This window comes from Sphingopyxis sp. HIX, assembly GCF_001468285.1.
GTDB lineage: Bacteria > Pseudomonadota > Alphaproteobacteria > Sphingomonadales > Sphingomonadaceae > Sphingopyxis.
This window is the reverse complement of sequence record NZ_LNSB01000024.1, coordinates 21266-36553: the sequence shown is the minus strand read 5'-3', so window position 1 is coordinate 36553 and position 15288 is coordinate 21266. Positions and strand designations below refer to the sequence as shown.

At 63.0% G+C, this 15288-nt stretch carries 12 protein-coding genes; 8 read left to right on the top strand and 4 right to left on the bottom strand.

The window, feature by feature from the left end; translation table 11 throughout:
• Positions 1–81: 81 nt before the first annotated feature.
• From ATE62_RS12690 to ATE62_RS22920, 3 genes are all read left to right on the top strand, one after another.
• On the top strand, positions 82–1653 hold the full coding sequence (locus ATE62_RS12690) for a hypothetical protein (protein ID WP_058807774.1): 1572 nt from the start codon (positions 82–84) through the stop codon (positions 1651–1653).
• A gap of 208 nt (positions 1654–1861) precedes the next feature.
• Positions 1862–3076, top strand: coding sequence for a phosphoribosyltransferase-like protein (locus ATE62_RS23295; protein WP_156420507.1), 1215 nt, complete (start codon positions 1862–1864; stop codon positions 3074–3076).
• 173 nt (positions 3077–3249) lie between these two features.
• Entirely contained in the window at positions 3250–4398 is a 1149-nt protein-coding gene (locus ATE62_RS22920; protein ID WP_082662788.1) for a reverse transcriptase family protein, read from the top strand.
• A gap of 106 nt (positions 4399–4504) precedes the next feature.
• Here ATE62_RS22920 and ATE62_RS12685 read toward each other — a convergent pair whose 3' ends face one another.
• Together ATE62_RS12685 and ATE62_RS12680 are read right to left on the bottom strand one after the other, a co-directional pair.
• Positions 4505–5434 (bottom strand): HEPN domain-containing protein, encoded by a 930-nt coding sequence (locus tag ATE62_RS12685; RefSeq protein WP_058807773.1) that lies wholly within the window; start codon positions 5432–5434, stop codon positions 4505–4507.
• A 257-nt stretch (positions 5435–5691) separates the two neighbouring features.
• Entirely contained in the window at positions 5692–6015 is a 324-nt protein-coding gene (locus tag ATE62_RS12680) for a DUF736 domain-containing protein (protein WP_058807772.1), read from the bottom strand.
• On the opposite strand from ATE62_RS12680, the gene ATE62_RS23290 reads away from it, so the two are divergent.
• The 5 genes from ATE62_RS23290 (at position 6014) to ATE62_RS12660 (ending at position 12998) form a co-directional block, all read left to right on the top strand.
• Positions 6014–6205: a hypothetical protein gene (locus ATE62_RS23290; protein ID WP_156420506.1), complete on the top strand. Its 192-nt coding sequence runs from the start codon at positions 6014–6016 to the stop codon at positions 6203–6205. The genes ATE62_RS12680 and ATE62_RS23290 overlap by 2 nt on opposite strands.
• A 285-nt stretch (positions 6206–6490) precedes the next feature.
• The gene (locus ATE62_RS12675) at positions 6491–7072 is read left to right on the top strand and encodes an RNA polymerase sigma factor (protein ID WP_058807771.1); all 582 of its coding nucleotides are present in this window, start codon (positions 6491–6493) and stop codon (positions 7070–7072) included.
• Positions 7069–7989, top strand: a complete 921-nt coding sequence (locus ATE62_RS12670; protein WP_058807770.1) for a FecR family protein — start codon at positions 7069–7071, stop codon at positions 7987–7989. The genes ATE62_RS12675 and ATE62_RS12670 overlap by 4 nt, the downstream gene beginning before the upstream one ends.
• Positions 7990–8070: 81 nt before the next feature.
• Positions 8071–11013, top strand: a complete 2943-nt coding sequence (locus ATE62_RS12665; RefSeq protein WP_058807769.1) for a TonB-dependent receptor — start codon at positions 8071–8073, stop codon at positions 11011–11013.
• Positions 11007–12998, top strand: a complete 1992-nt coding sequence (locus ATE62_RS12660) for an Atxe2 family lasso peptide isopeptidase (RefSeq protein WP_058807768.1) — start codon at positions 11007–11009, stop codon at positions 12996–12998. The genes ATE62_RS12665 and ATE62_RS12660 overlap by 7 nt, the downstream gene beginning before the upstream one ends.
• On the opposite strand, the gene ATE62_RS12655 is transcribed toward ATE62_RS12660, so the two are convergent.
• Positions 12905–14602, bottom strand: a complete 1698-nt coding sequence (locus ATE62_RS12655) for an asparagine synthase-related protein (protein ID WP_058807767.1) — start codon at positions 14600–14602, stop codon at positions 12905–12907. The two genes, ATE62_RS12660 and ATE62_RS12655, sit on opposite strands and share 94 nt — an antisense overlap.
• A complete protein-coding gene (locus ATE62_RS12650; protein WP_058807766.1) occupies positions 14599–15249 on the bottom strand; it encodes a lasso peptide biosynthesis B2 protein in 651 nt (216 codons plus the stop codon). The genes ATE62_RS12655 and ATE62_RS12650 overlap by 4 nt, the downstream gene beginning before the upstream one ends.
• Positions 15250–15288: the final 39 nt, after the last annotated feature.

Genomic DNA, 15288 nt, shown 5'->3' with positions numbered 1-15288 from the left:
GTCGGATCGAACCTCCCCGCAGTTGGCGTTTTTCCAAAGGACATCGAGCAAGCCCGGACGCAGTGGCGAGCGCGCGAGAGGGTGCGCGAGAAGCAGCAGGGCCTAGGACGCCCGATCATCTCTGCGAAGGTTGGTAATGAGCAGATCGTCGCAATCGGCAACAAGCTCCTTTCATCCCGGAACTGGAAGACATTCCCTGATTTCCTGCAGGACTATCTCAAGACCAAGCTCGATCCGGCGTGGGGTAATGCCGAGATCGCAAAGCCGCTCGAGCAGCGACACCCGATCATGCAATGGTATGAAGCGCTATGCCATTTTCAGCGCAAATGGGTGATGAAGCCCGGCGTCCCGACGAGCACCGATGTTGTCGGCGTCCTCGCCTGCTATCTTGGTCTTGCCTACGGGCTTTATCTGCTCGACCATAATGTCGAGTTGCAGGATCGTCTGATCGCGCGTCTGAAGGATCCCGGCAATTTCCAGGGAGCCTACTACGAGATCCTCGTTGCCCGCGCCCTCATTTCGGCAGGTTTTGAGCTGACGCTCGAAGATGAGACCGACAAGCGAGAAAAGCACTGCGAATTTGCAGCGGTGTCCAAAGCGAGCGGCGAGAAATTCTGGATCGAAGCGAAGATGCGCGGCGTCACGGGAATGCTCGGCCGGACCGATGCCGATGGCACCACGAACCCGAGTGCAATTTCCAGCCTGATCCCGCAGCTCAACGGCGCCTTCAAAAAGCCGGCGGCGGACAGGCGCATGATCTTCATCGACCTCAATACGGAGATGCGCAGCGACGTCACGGAGGATGACCGTCCGCCGTTCCTCGCGAAAGCGACAGAGCGCGTTCACCGCTACGAGCGCGACGAGCTGGCAGAAGGCCAATCCGCCTATCTGTTCATCACCAATATGACCTTCCATCGCGAACTCGAGGGGCCGGCCCAGATGGTCGCGTTGCCCATCGGCGTCGGCATCCCGGATTTCAATCGCCCGGGCTATATGACGCTCTACGAGGCCTACAAGAGGGAGAAGAAACACGCCGATGCGAACCGGGTCGCCGAAGGACTGTCCTCCCTGCTCTCGATCCCCTCGACCTTCGACGGTTCGCTGCCCGGGGTGACGCTGCACGGCGAAAGGCCGCCAGTGATGATCGGGCATACTTATAATTTCGAGGGCGCTGGCGAGGATGGCAGTGACATGATCGCGACCGTCACCGACGCTATCGTTATGGAGTCCGATCAGACCGTCATGATCTCGGTCTACGACAAGGCTAACGACAGGGCCTGCATTCTCAAGGAGAAGATGAGCGACACCCAGTTTGCCGACTATCGCAATCACCCCGACGCCTATTTCGGTGAGGTGCGCCACGTCCCGACCGTGTCGAAGACACCGTATGAATTCTTCTGTGCGCTAATGCGCATCCATTCGGACTGGCCGCGGGACAATCTGCTCGGCCGCCTGAAACTGCCGGACAACGAGGCAACAACGCTGAGCGACGAGGAGGTCTGCGCGCTCTACTGCGAACGTCTGGTGGCCGGCAGCGGCGCGTTCGAGAGCCGGGACGGCGTCCTTGTCCCGAAAGGGGCGAAGGACAAGCAGGCGACGTCGGTCGTCCCCAACGAAGTGTTCAGGCCCGCGGCGCGGCGCTTGACTCCGTAGCCGTCACTGTCAGTCCGATCAGGGGCTTCAAACGTCGCCATGCACGGCCGAACCCGATCTCCGACTCATTCAGCTCGTTCGCCTTCGTCAATTTTGGGCTAAAGGGGCGACAACCGTTATTGCCTCCCTACAATTGATCATTTCGGAAGCACGCAATACTATCAATTATCCGCCTCATTATCGTGCCTCATGAACGCGAGAGAACTGGTTGCTATTAAGTGACACGCCCCGCGGTCAGAACTGGCTGACCAATTTCGATCTCTCTGAACGCGAGAGCGCGGCAATTTTGCTCGACAGCATCGAGCTTGTCGGACAGGACTCGCTACAAATCGGCCTATCAAAGCTTATTGAGACTCTCGCCGACGAGTTACCCAACCCAATCGCTCTCGTGCCAGTTCGGGAACTCGCGCCCGGGCAGCGATACTTTCAAACTGGTCGCGACGCACCAGCCCGACTTCTGCTTCCGCAGTCCTTCCCCGGGAGCGAGGCTATTGTTGCCGCAATGCTCAACGGCGTGCGCCGCGCTGCAGGCACCCGACAACCGTTCGTCGGTGCTCCGAGCTTGAAGAACATGCGGGGGGCGCGATGCCGAACCATTCTGCTAGTTGATGACTACTCGGGCTCGGGAGATCGTATTAAGGGCTTTTATCGAAGTTTCAGATCCCATCCCACATTGCGTAGTTGGGCCTCTTATCACCGGATAGAATATCACGTGGCGTGCTATGCAGCCACGCCTCACGCGCTTCGCGTCCTGCAGAAAACCTTCGGAAAAGACAAAGTCCATCTGCACACGGTCTGCCCCACGATTTCAACGCGAAGTTGGGACGATGATCGGCTCAAGAGTGTCAAGAACATTTGCGAGAAATATGCTTCGTCAGCAATCCAATGCCCGCCATTTGGTTATGGGAACACTGGCAGCCTATTAGCCTTCTCGCACAGCGCGCCGAACAATCTCCCAGTAGTGCTCTGGCAAATGTTTCGCGCAGGCGGTGCAGCGTGGTCGCCATTTTTTTTGGACAAGGGGATACCTGACGACATCAGAACGCTGTTTAGCATGACCGACGTCGACCGGCAGCGCTTGTCCGCTGTACGGCAGCTGCGACAGCCGCGGCTGTCCTTAATAGACTGGAGCCAGCTGCCATCCCGAGACTCGCAAAACGCGATGTTAGTCCTTGCTGCAATCGCGCGTCGACCTCGGGATCGACATTACGTGGCGCAAGTGACAGGCCTTCCGTTGCCTGCCGTGCGCCGCGCCGCAGATCTTTGCACCACGCTCAGGTTGATCGATCGAAGTTTTCATCTGACGGACCAAGGGCGTGCCGAACTCCAGCACGCAAAAAAAGTAATGCTGCTCGGTGACGATTTCCTATTGAATGGTAGTGATGAGCCCTACTATCCTCGGCAACTGCGGGCGGGGCGTTAACAGCTAGCGTTGCCGACGGGTAACCGTCGGTGTCCATCCGGTAAGCCGGCGGCCGAGTGCTTCGCATTCGGCTGGTAAAATCAGCCGCCATTCGCGCCGGCGAGAAGCAAGACTTCCTCTCTCGGGGTCTCAAGCCGTCTCGCTTCTCGTCGTCACGGGGGTGACCAAAGTAGATGATCAGCGCCTCGCCCCACCAATATCGTGCTTCCGCACTAGCCAGGGGAATAACACAACAGACAGTACAGCACGCGCTTGATCAAGCAGAGCAAGCCGAGAAACGCGGGGCTCCCGCAATTTTGACATTGCGCCATCTCGCCCACGTTACCGGGGCCGACTATAAATACCTGAGATTGATCGTCTCACGGTCTGAGGATGGCTACAAGCCATTCACCATTCGCAAAAAGTCGGGCGGCGGTCGTCTCATCGCCGCTCCAGAGCCTCAACTTCTCAGTGTGCAACGGTGGATCTCGCGAAACGTACTCGCAAATCGCCCAGTACACTCGAGCAGCATGGCCTACGCACCCGGCGCCTCCCCTCTAAAGTGCGCTGCTCGCCATGTCGGCGCGAGATGGCTATTAAAGTTCGATATTCACGACTTTTTCGAAAGCATCTCGGAAGACAGGGTATATTGGGCCTTCCGGTCGTGTGGATATCAACCTCTAATCGCTTTCGAGCTCGCAAGGATATGCACGAGAGTACACTCACCGTATGTGCAGATCGATTCGAGGTGGCGTTCGGGTCGGACTCATGGTCCAGCAGAGATCACGGCCTACAGCGACGACCGCCTCGGTCACCTGGCTCAGGGGGCCCCAACCAGCCCCATGCTGTCCAACCTGGTAAGCGAGCCAATGGACGACCTCTTGGCAAAGATCGCTCGGGAGCGTGGACTTGTTTATACACGCTACTCCGACGATGTTGTCTTTTCGACCGGGACGACGATTACTCGGCGTGAAGTGCGCAATCTGGTCCATGATGTGAAGCGTGTGTTCAATTCGTTCGGGCACCTGTTACATCGCAAGAAAGTCGTCATTGCGCCGCCAGGCGCGCGCAAACTCGTCTTGGGATTGCTTGTTGACGGCGATGAGGTGCGGCTGTCTCGCGAATATCGGGCTAGGGTCGAATCTCATGTCCGCGGCATCGAGAAATTTGGCTTAGCGGAGCACGCAGCCTCGCGCCACTTTACGTCGGTCTGGGGCATGGTGAGACACGTCGGCGGACTGATTGCACACTCCAGAGCCGTAGATCAAACTTATGGAGATTCAATGCAATTGCGACTTTCGGCGGCACTTGAAGCTTCAGGTTGGAGTGATGCTTCACCCTGAAAGTATCCCCCCTTTAAAGCATCCACCTGGCCATCTGGTCAGATCGAGTTACCGAATTTCATTCAGGATGGAATGCCAAAGATCACCGCTTCGAGCGAGGCGCAAACTAGCTGGCTGCCCGTGCAGTTTCCTCAAGCTCGGAGATACGCGATGTGCAGACTTCGCGGACAATCGCCGCTAGAGCGTCAACTCGGCTACCGAGCCAAGCTAGCTCCTCCACAGAGATCCGATAGTGCTTCGAATAGCGGGCTTTAATGTAAGCCTCCTTCAACTTCTCGAAACGTGATCGATCGGCCTTCGTCTCGCGAGGCCAAGCTTCAGCCAAGCGCTCGTCCATCCGTTCTGCTTGGGTGCGCAGAAATGCGAGATTGTGCACGTGCGGGCTGTAGAACGAACAAACAAGCAGTGCGCAATTGTAGAGGCGCTCGGCCGTCTGATGGTAGTCGAACGCGGCGTCCTTCAGATAATTCTGCTCGACAGCGAACTTCGCTATATCCCTCCGCTTCAAAGCACTCGGATACCACTCGTCGAAATACTCCCGCGCCATCTCCAGCGCAGCGTGCGGCGTCTTCGGTTGCGGTTCGGGTAGTTCGTCGTCGACCGCCTGATAAATCGCGATCCCGTCGCGCGCGACGTCCATGAAGAAATAGCGACCCTGCGACAGTCCCGCGTTTACCTCGCCAGCGCTATGCACGATGAAGTTCACTGGCGTGCGAAGCGTCTTCGTAACCGACAGTTCCCGGATCAGCCGATCATCAAGCTTCGACCAATATTCGACCCGGTCGGTCAGCCGATCATCGTTGACGATGATCAGCAGATCATAATCGGACTGATATCCCTTGGCCGTATGCGGCTCGTCGACCCAACCGCCGCGGGCGTAGCTGCCGTACAGGATGATCTTGGAAATGCGCCCCTTGCGCTTCCAGTCCTGCGTCGCGAGAGCCAATGCGTCGCCGAACTCCTCGAAAATGATCTCGACGATCCGTTCGAGCTCGCGCTGCTTCTGAGGTGGGAGATGATCGATACCGCTACGCATGCGCGGTCACCCTAACAAGGTGGCGACACCCTTGCACCCCGATATTGATCCGGAACGCAAGGATGCCGCCGAGTGACGGCCGAGCGGGTCGCATGCTCGGCCGACGGGTTGTTGCTGAGAGATTTACCCCCATCGGCGCGGCCCCCCGACGGCGCCGATGCAGGCCGGTTAGAGCGACCGTTACCGTAAGGGAAACAAGCGATTGCATGAGCGTGGCAAGCCCAGCTTCGTCGCGAGGGTGAAAGTTATTTGCCATCTCAATCCGCCGCGTTCCAGATGATCGCAAAGCGGTTCTCATCTTCGGCCGCCGCAGCCCTGCCAAGGTTCGCATAGAGGCGCCGTGGGCCGAATTCGGGCGCTTCAAGCGTGATGGATACGTAGGGCTTTCCCGAGCCCGCGCCGACACGGATCCATCCCGCGCCGATCTCGACGCCGTCCGACCAAAGGCGATAGTCAGGCTGAATCTGCGAGCCCTTCGCCCGATTGAGGCGGATTTCGATCGGGGCCCTTATCGATAGGGTCGTCAGCTGGCCAATGAAGCCCTTCTCGATACTTCCATTGACGATTCCGATTGCTGCCATGGTGCTGCTCCTGCGTCACGCGCGGGCCGATCCCGCCGCGGCGGAAGCGTCGGGACGGTGGCATGAGCAGCGGATGCACCCGCAGGGCCGCAGCGCAGCGAAGGACAGGAGCATCGCTCCTGTTGCATCGGCTGCGCCGCCGTCCAAAGCGCTGTTGCGGCGGGTCGGACCGATGGATCAGTTGAAATGACGACCTCGGCCGGAAGCTGACAGATAGATTCAATTTGGACCATTAACCCGTACGTCAACTTGCCCCTTCGCAGCGCAGCGCTATGCTGACAGGGCATCGGGCAGCAAGGCGCGCGGTGCCGGGACGTAAGAATCTCGTTCGGAAGCCTTATGACATTCCCATCCGTTGCCGGGTGGCCGACGCGTATGTCCAGGCCTTCGGGCTAAAGGCGGCGGCGCATATTTCCGAATATGTTCTTACCTCCCGGCTTCATCGCCTCACCGTCCGACCGGTAGGCGATATGGAATGGACTATGATGACGACCCGACGGACCGGCGAGGTGCCGCACCGGGCGACCCCCTGCCTCCAAACGACTGGGCGGGGTTCAACCATGCCGATCGCGCCGAGGCGCTGTACGTCGCACATCAGGCCCGCGTAGCAGGCATCTTCCGCCGCAACGTTCCGCCGCATGAAGTCGGCGACCTCGTGCAGGAGACGTTTCGCCGCCTCTTTTCCGCGAAGGGCGTGAGCGCAACCTTCCTCGAAGCCCCTGCAGCCTATCTCGCGTCGACAGCCCGAACGATCCTGAAAAACCGGAAGCGGTCGGGGATGCGCAGCCAGTTGCAAGCTCACCACAGCTTCGAGGATCATGACGTTGCGGGCCCCGACCCGCATGCGACGCTGGAGCACCGCGACATGCTTCGCCGCGCCGAGGAAGCCATCGCCAGACTGAATCCAGTCACAAGGGATGTATTCCTGATGCACAGGTTCGAAGATCTCAGCTATTCCGAGATCGGACGAATCAAAGGCATGAGCAATAAAGCCGTGGAAAAACATATCGTCAAAGCTTTGGTCGCGGTTCGCAAGGCACGAGACCCGCAGTCGTGAAATCCAGCGAGCGCGAAGCGATCGAATGGGGCGTGCGCATGCGAGGTGCCCCCACAGAGGCCGACCGTGAGGCCTTCAAAATCTGGTATGCGAAACCCGGTAACGCCGAAGCATTCGCGGTGGCCGAGGACGATTTCGTGATGACCGGCTCTGCCTCCCGAACCCGCATCGAGGCGATCGCGCGAGAGGGACAAAAGCCGTCGGGCGGATTCCGGTGGGCCTTCGCCGCCGTCGCCGGGCTCGTGATAGCTGTCGGCTTCGCCTGGCATCTCGGCCGGCAGGGCGACACGCCCCAGATAGCTGCAGGCCCCATGCTTCCCGGCCAGCTTCGCCTCGCCGACGGCTCGACCGTGACGTTGATGGACGGCGCGTGGGCCGAACCGCAATTCTCCGACACCGAGCGCCGTGTCCGCCTGCACGGCGGCCGCGCACGCTTCGATGTTGCACACGACAGCGCCCGCCCCTTCATCGTCGTCGCCGGCATCTCGGAGACGAAAGCTCTTGGTACGGTGTTCGAGGTCGACGCCCGGTCGGATGTCCCGAAGGTCAAACTCGTGCGCGGCTTGGTCGAGGTCCGGCTCGGCGGGACGACAAAGACCGTGCGCCTCGCCCCCGGGGAAAGCGCCGAAGTCGCGCAAAGCGGCCCGCGTCTCATTCCTGCCATGACCAGCCCGGTCCAAACGGCAGAGCCGACCACAATGCTGGCGGCCGACGGACTCCCGCTCGGCGCGGTCATCGATGCGGCCAACAAGGCCAACGCGAAGCCGATCCGCCTCGCCGACCCGGCCCTCGCATCACTCCCTGTGACGGGCCGTTTCGACGTCGACAACGGCGCAGCCCTTGCCCGCAAACTCGCGGCAGCTCTGGACCTGGAGGCGGCAGAGGGGCCGGACGCGATCACCCTCAGTAAAAAATAATTCCGATCGGAGAGGGGGGGAGTTCCCTTTCCGGTGTTTTGCACCCCCAGACGGCCATCGGTGGCCGCTTGGGGAGGTAAGATGAAGTACAAGTTTCTGGCGGCGATGCTCTCGGTGAGCACCGCGGCAATCGCGATTCAGGTTCCTGCCGCGCACGCACAGGCACAACCAGCACAGCAGACCTATAATATTGCCGCGCAGGATCTCGGCGCGGCCCTGCAACGCTATTCGCAGATTTCAGGCCGGGAAGTGATCGCCTCGACAGGTCTCGTCGAAGGCAAGCGCAGCGCCCGCGTCCAAGGTCGCCTGACAGCCGATACTGCCCTCTCGCGTCTGCTTGCCGGCACCGGCCTCAACGTCGAACTGGTCGAAGGGGCCTGGGTGCTGCGCTCGGGAAACGACCATGCCGAGGAAGTTGGATCGACTGAATCCGGCGGGGAATCGATCGTCGTTACCGGCTCGCGTATTCGCGGGGCCGGTCCCACCGGGTCGCCCGTCGTGTCCATCGACCGGGAGGCCATCGAGAAGAGCGGCTACAGCAGTGTCCAGCAGTTGCTCCAATCGCTCCCACAGGCATTCGGCGGCGGTTCGAACGAGGCCACAACGGGCGCGACCACGCGCAACGGCACTGGCAATGACGCGACGCTCGGATCGAGTATCAACCTTCGCGGGCTCGGCACCTCGTCGACTTTGGTCCTGATCGACGGCTCGCGCCCCGCCCTCGGCGGCGTCGGCGGCCTTTTCGCGGACATCTCGCTGATCCCGATGGGCGCGGTCGAGCGGATCGAAGTGCTGACCGATGGCGCGTCGGCTATCTATGGGGCCGACGCCGTCGCGGGCGTGGTCAACGTCCGAATTCGCAATCGCTTCGAAGGCGCGGAAACGACGCTGCGCGCGGGAACCGCCGACGGCGACTTCAGCGAGGTGCAATTCAGCCAGCTTCTCGGCAAGCGGTGGAGCGGCGGCCATGTCATGCTCGCCTACCAGTTCTCGAACCGCGGCGCGCTCGCGGGCGCGAAACGCGATTTTGCCCGCGAGGATCTTCGCCCCTTCGGCGGACCCGACTTCCGGTCGACAACCGCTGTGCCGGGCACGATCCGGGCCGCGAACGGGCAGATCTTCGGCATACCCGCCGGGCAGAACGGAACGGCGCTCACCGCTGCGCAGCTCCTTCCCGGCATCCAGAACCGGCGCGACGGCCGTGCCGAGAGCGACATCCTGCCGCGCCAGCGCGTTCACAGCCTCTATGCCGGAGGCGAACTGGAGATCACGAGCGACCTGATCCTCAAGGTCAACGCGCTCGCCGCGCAGCGCGATTTCCGCAGGATCGCGAAGGGCGACTTCCTCCGCGTGTCGCGCGTGCCGGTCACCAATCCCTTCTATACCGATCCGATCGGTACGAACCAGCCGGTGCAGGTCACCTACAGCTTTGCGAACGACCTCGGACGTGAGAACCGTTCGGGCCGCGTGCGGGCCATTAACCTGTCAGGTGGGCTCGAACAGCGTCTCGGGCCGTGGAGCATCCAGCTCGGCGGTGCCTATGGCCGTCAGAAGGGCAAGGCCGACTATACCAATCTCGTCAACAATGCCCGTCTGACTGCGGCGCTCGCCGACACCAACCCGGCGACCGCGCTCAACGTGTTCGGCGACGGAACGGCGAACAATCCCGCGACGCTCGACCGCATCCGGGGCAGCTACGGGACGATCGACGATTATTCGAACTGGTCGGCGGCGCTTCGCGCCGACGGCCCGTTGTTCCGTCTCCCGGCGGGCGATATCCGCCTCGCTGCGGGCGCGGAATATCGGCGCGAGGCCTATGACTATTTCGTCAAGAACGACATCAGCGCCGCGACCCCGAACAATGCGCCCTATCCCGGCCTGCCCGGTCCGCGGCATGTGAAGTCACTCTATGCGGAATTGCTGGTGCCGATCTTCGGCCCCGACAATGAAGTGCCCGGCTTCCGGCGCCTCGAACTTTCTGCTGCAGGTCGCATCGAGGACTATAACCAGTTCGGTCGCACCGAGAATCCGAAGTTCAGCCTGCGCTGGGAACCCGCTGAAGGCATCGCGCTCCGCAGTTCCTACGGCACGTCGTTCCGCGCCCCCCTGTTCGACGAACTGATCGGCCCGGCGCTCTCGCTCTACTCGGTCGAGAATGTGCCGGATCCAGCGTCGCCGACGGGGCAATCGACCGTCCTCGCGCTGTTCGGCTATGCGCCGAACATCCAGCCCGAGAAGGCGACGACCTGGACTGCGGGCTTCGATATCGCGCCGCCCTCGCTGCCGGGCCTCCGCGCATCGCTCACCTATTATTATGTCGATTATCGCGATCGTATCGGAACGGTGACCGAGGATTATCTCCGCTTCCTGTCGAACCGCGACGTGTTCGGCGGGGTGATCATCGACAACCCGCCGCTCGACCTCGTCAATTTCTACTTCAACCAGCCGACCTTCTTCAATCCCTCGGGCTTCGCGCCGACCGACATCGTCGCGATCCTCGACGGCCAAACGCGCAATCTCTCGGCAGAACGACAGCGGGGGATCGACTTCGACCTCGGCTACGCACCGCAGCTGGCCGGCGGAACGCTCGACCTCGGGATCAGCGGCACGCATATCTTCTCGATCAAGCGGCAATTGACGCCCGGTGCACCGAGCACCGACGTCGTCGGCTTCTACGCCAGCCCCGTGAAGTGGCGCCTGCGCGGGCGCGCGGGCTGGTCGAAGGGCGGCTTCTCGGCCAATGCCTTCGTCAATTTCACCGACAGCTATATCAACCAGATCGTCGTGCCTGCCGAGCCCGTCTCGTCATGGACCACCGTCGATCTCACGATCTCGCAGCGGATCGGTGGAAGCGGCGGTGAAGATGGCCGGGGGCTTCAGCTTGGCCTTTCCGTCCTGAACCTGTTCGACAAGGACCCGCCCTATGTCATGAACCGCAGCCAGACCTCGGCAATGGGTTATGACCCCGAGAAGGCGAGCCCGGTCGGGCGGATGATCTCGGTCCAGGCGACGATCAAATGGTAGGACGGCTGACGCTGATCCTTGCCCTGCTGGCCGCGGCATCGCCCGCGGCCAGCCAGACGACGCCGAGGGAGATCGTCGAGACCGCCGATATTTCGGGGCTTGCGGCGTCTCCCGACGGTCGCTGGATCGCCTACAGGATTGAGAGGCCATCGACCGCCACGAACCGCATCGACGTCGACTGGTATCTGGTTGCGGCCGACGGCCGGTCACCCCCGCGCTCGCTTGGTCGTCTCGGAACGGCGATGTGGGACGATGCTGGCGTGATCGTAGCCGGTGAGGCCAAATGGGGTCCGGACAGCCATCGCCTTGTCGTTCGCGCGCTCGTCGACGGACGGGTCGGCCTCTGGGCCAGCGCAACCGACGGCTCGGGCTTTCGTGCCATCGCGGACGGCGACAGCGACATCGAGGCATTCGCGTTTCGGGCCGACGGTGCGCTCGTCACGCGCGAGGGGCCGTCGCGGGCCACTATTGCACGCGCCGAGGAAGCCGAGCGCGAAACCGGCATCCTCGTCGACGGCGCCACCGACCTTGCCCAGCCGCTCTATCATGGCGCCCTGATCAACGGGCGCCCGGCCACGCAGCGCTTCTCGGGCGACTGGTTCGACAGGGCGCCGCTGCTCGCTGCCGCGCCGCGCCACTTCCTACGCTACGATGCCGGTGCCCTCGCGCCCGTCGCCGCAGATGCCGCCGATCAGGCGCTGCTCGAACCACAGCCGCATCCCGCTCTCGTTTCGCCAGCCGATTTGCCCGTCGCGCTGCGCACCGCGCTCGGAGCCCGCGGTATGTGCGCGGCAAAAAGCCAATGTCCCCCGGGTGAGCTGCGCCTCTCCTGGTGGGCGCCCCGAAGCGACGGAAGCGCGGTCGTCGCGCTCCATGACGCGGACTTCCACCAGACCCTGTTCGCTTGGTCGGCACGAACAGCAAGGCTGACCCGCCTCGCCGCTGCGGACGGACAACTCTCGGGCGGCCGTACCCATTATCTGCCCTGCGCCGCAGCGCAGGCTGCCATCTTCTGCGTCGAAGCCGCCCCCGATATCGCGCCGCGCCTCGTCCGTATCGGCGAGGGCGGCAACAAGACCGTCGTCTCCTCCCCCAATCCAGATCCTGACAGCGAAGGGCTCCTTGCCGAAACCATCGCGTGGCAGGTGAGCGGCAGCCGTGCGTCGGGCGTATTGATCCGCCCGAAGATCCCCGGGCGGCTGCCGCTCTTCGTCACTTACTATCGCTGCGCGGGATATCTGCGCGGCGGTGTCGGCGACGAATGGCCGCTGCGCGCGCTTGCCGCGAACGGGATCGCCGCACTCTGCATCAATTCGGTGCCAAGCGGCGCGGTCGGAGAAGCACGCTACGAACAGGGCATGGAGGCTGTTCGTGCCGCGGTCGATCTCCTCGCAAAGCGCGGGATCGTCGATCCGGCGCGCGTCGGCATGGGGGGCCTCAGCTTCGGGAGCGAGGTCACGACGTGGACGCTCCGGCACAGTGATTTGCTCAAGGCCGCCTCGATCGCCTCGGTTCAGCTCGAACCAAGCTATTACTGGTTCAACGCGCGGCCCGGGCGCGAGACCTTCATCAAAAATGTGCGCGAAGTCTGGAAGGTCGGATCACCCGATGAATCGCCGGACGGCTGGAAGCGCCTTTCAGCGGCGCTCGACACCTCCAACATTCACGCGCCCCTCCTCATGCAGCTGCCCGAACATGAAGCGCGGCTCTCGCTCGAACTGTTCAGCAAGCTCGCGACCGCCCGGCTCGCCGAGATGCACATCTTCCCGTTCGCTGCACACATCAAGGCCGAGCCCCGGCAGAAGCTCGCCGCCTATCAGCGCAATCTCGACTGGTTTCGTTACTGGCTGCAAGGCGCGATCGACCCCGATCCCGCCAAGGCCGGGCAGTATCAGCGCTGGTCGCTGCTCGGACCGAAGAAGGGCGAAGCCTCGACCGCGCGGATCCAACGCTCGACATCGGCGATCTCAAGCAATCGGAAATAGTCGAAATTGCCGACGACGTCGGCAGCCTCGATATAGGCCGATATGCTCGCCGCATCGAGCAGCCCGCGCGTGGCGAGACGGCCGTCCAGCAGCAGCTCGCCGAGGTCATGCCGCTGCCGCAGGAAGGCGGCGGTGCAGAGCGATTCCAGTCGCCCCTTGTCGCGCCGCCACACGACCGATGCCGGCAGGCGGTTCGCAAAGGCGGCGCGAGCAACCGCCCGGTCCCGGCCACCGGTGAACCAGACCCAGCTCGGGATCGACAGGCAGAGCTCGACGACCGGCTGCGACAGCAGTGGCAGGCCGACATCGCGATCGTACCAGCGATCGGGACGGTCGGCGAAATCGAGGATCCGGCGGATGGCCTCGACATGCTTGCGCTTGCCTCTCGACGCGCCAGCCGCCCCCTCGTCCCAGGGATGAGTGAAGGGTGCCGCAGGCAGCGCCGCCTGATTGCAGAAGCTCGTCTCGCGCGGCCAGCCTCGGCGCGGCCCGACGCGCCGAGCACGTACCAGCAGGCGGACCGCCTCCCAGATCGTCGCGCCACCCGCGCGCGCAACGTCGCGAAGTACGGCAAAGGTCCGCCGCGAGAAGCCGAACTGCTCGAACGCATCGACCGCGGGGCCGATAGAGCTGTCGAAGGCGAAGACATTATCGCCGCCGATGCCGCCGATAATCGCCCTTGCCTTTCCCCCGCCAGCCTCCTCGAAGGCCTGGTCAAGGCCGCCGAGAACGCCATAGGCACCCGGGCGCGGATGCAAATGGGCAGGCGGCGACAGAAGATCGATCCGCGTGTCGTCGTTCCGGGCTTCGATCATCGCAGCGCCAACGCGCTCGGCAACCGCGCGCGCGAAATGGCGTTCGTCGCCATCGGCGCCCGGCGTCGCGAAATTGATCGCCGAAAAGTCCGCGCCCGCCCCCGAGAGCGAGGCCGCGACGATCGAACTGTCGAGCCCACCCGACAGTTCGAGAAGAATTTCGCTGCGACCCGAACTCCAGGCCTTCACGCTGCTGTCGATGCGCCGCTCGAGCGCCGCGGCAAGTTCGGCAACGCCGCTCGCCGCCGGCTTTGCCACATGCTCCCACGGCGACCAGTCCGCCCGGACCTCGGTCCCATGACCGTCGAACGCGAGGCTGGAGCCGGGGAGCAGCTCGAGCAGGCCCGCAATGCCCGTGCGCTCGGTCCTGAGATTACTGTACGCGAGGGACTGGCCGACGAACTCCCAGTCGATCGAAACGTCCGAGAGCAAGTCACGGACGAGTTCGAGATGCGAGAAGCAGAGGATCCCGTCCGCGTTCCGGATCCAATATAGCGGCATGCCGGTCAGCGCCGCCCGCTCAACGATCAGCGTATCACCCCGCCGTGCTACCGCGATGAAATTACCCCAGCCATCCGCGGGAGCGTGAACGCTCACCCCGGTTCGCGTGAAGATATCCCCGAGGATGACCGCGCCGTCCGCGAGGCGCCGCGACGGCAGGTCCGTGCCTGCGAACAGGATATGGTCATGCTCGATCGCGACCGCGCCAAGGCCATGCTGCTCGGCGGCGGCGGCGACGTCCGCCGCGCGGTCGGGTGCTCCCAGAAAGGCGAGCAGTCCCCGCTTCACCGGACGGCCAGGATCGGCGTGAAGTTACGGGCCTCGGCAGCCGAACCGGTAAGGATGGTCTCCGGGGTCTGGAGCCAGCAATGAGCGTTGAAGGGCGACATCCGCACGCCGAAGACGAGGCTCGCGACGATACCGCGCGCAAGAAGGATATGGTCGAGCGCGAGCGCATCGATCAGACAGCGCGGCGGAATGGGATTGAGCCAGCGGCTCGCGGCATAAGCGGCGGCAACGGAAGCGGCTGCATCCTCCGTTCCCGGGACGCCGATGGCACGCTTTCGCTCGGTAAACCGGACGACAGTCGCGGCAATATGCTCAGGCCTCATCGCCCGCCGAGCCCAGCGAAGCGCGAACGCCGCCGAAGCAATCATCCGCAGGCCCGTTCGGCCCTCCGTCGCCATGAGATCATCCTCGGGCACTTCGATCTCGGTCGGTCCGATGCTGGTGGATTTCCCCGACTGCATGATGAGCCCGGCTCGCTCGAGCCGCGTGATGGCTTCGCTATCGTTGGGTTCTCCGGCCCGGAGGCGATCGAACGCCGCGCGGTCGGCCCCGCGCAGCAAGAAATATTTGTCGCGGGCGAGATCGAGGAAGACAAGCTCGCCGCCCACCTCGCAATAGCCCGTGCCGGTCGCCAGTTGCCAACCCATTGCCATGATGCCTGGGGCTTCCGGAGACCCGGCACCGCC

Coding starts and splice junctions, on each gene's coding strand:
- ATE62_RS12660 (WP_058807768.1), top strand. CDS start 11,007: ATGGTAGGACGGCTGACGCTGATCCTTGCCCTGCTGGCCGCGGCATCG.
- ATE62_RS23290 (WP_156420506.1), top strand. CDS start 6,014: ATGGTGCTGCTCCTGCGTCACGCGCGGGCCGATCCCGCCGCGGCGGAA.
- ATE62_RS12665 (WP_058807769.1), top strand. CDS start 8,071: ATGAAGTACAAGTTTCTGGCGGCGATGCTCTCGGTGAGCACCGCGGCA.
- ATE62_RS12650 (WP_058807766.1), bottom strand. CDS start 15,249: ATGGGTTGGCAACTGGCGACCGGCACGGGCTATTGCGAGGTGGGCGGC.
- ATE62_RS12675 (WP_058807771.1), top strand. CDS start 6,491: ATGGACTATGATGACGACCCGACGGACCGGCGAGGTGCCGCACCGGGC.
- ATE62_RS12685 (WP_058807773.1), bottom strand. CDS start 5,434: ATGCGTAGCGGTATCGATCATCTCCCACCTCAGAAGCAGCGCGAGCTC.
- ATE62_RS12680 (WP_058807772.1), bottom strand. CDS start 6,015: ATGGCAGCAATCGGAATCGTCAATGGAAGTATCGAGAAGGGCTTCATT.
- ATE62_RS22920 (WP_082662788.1), top strand. CDS start 3,250: ATGATCAGCGCCTCGCCCCACCAATATCGTGCTTCCGCACTAGCCAGG.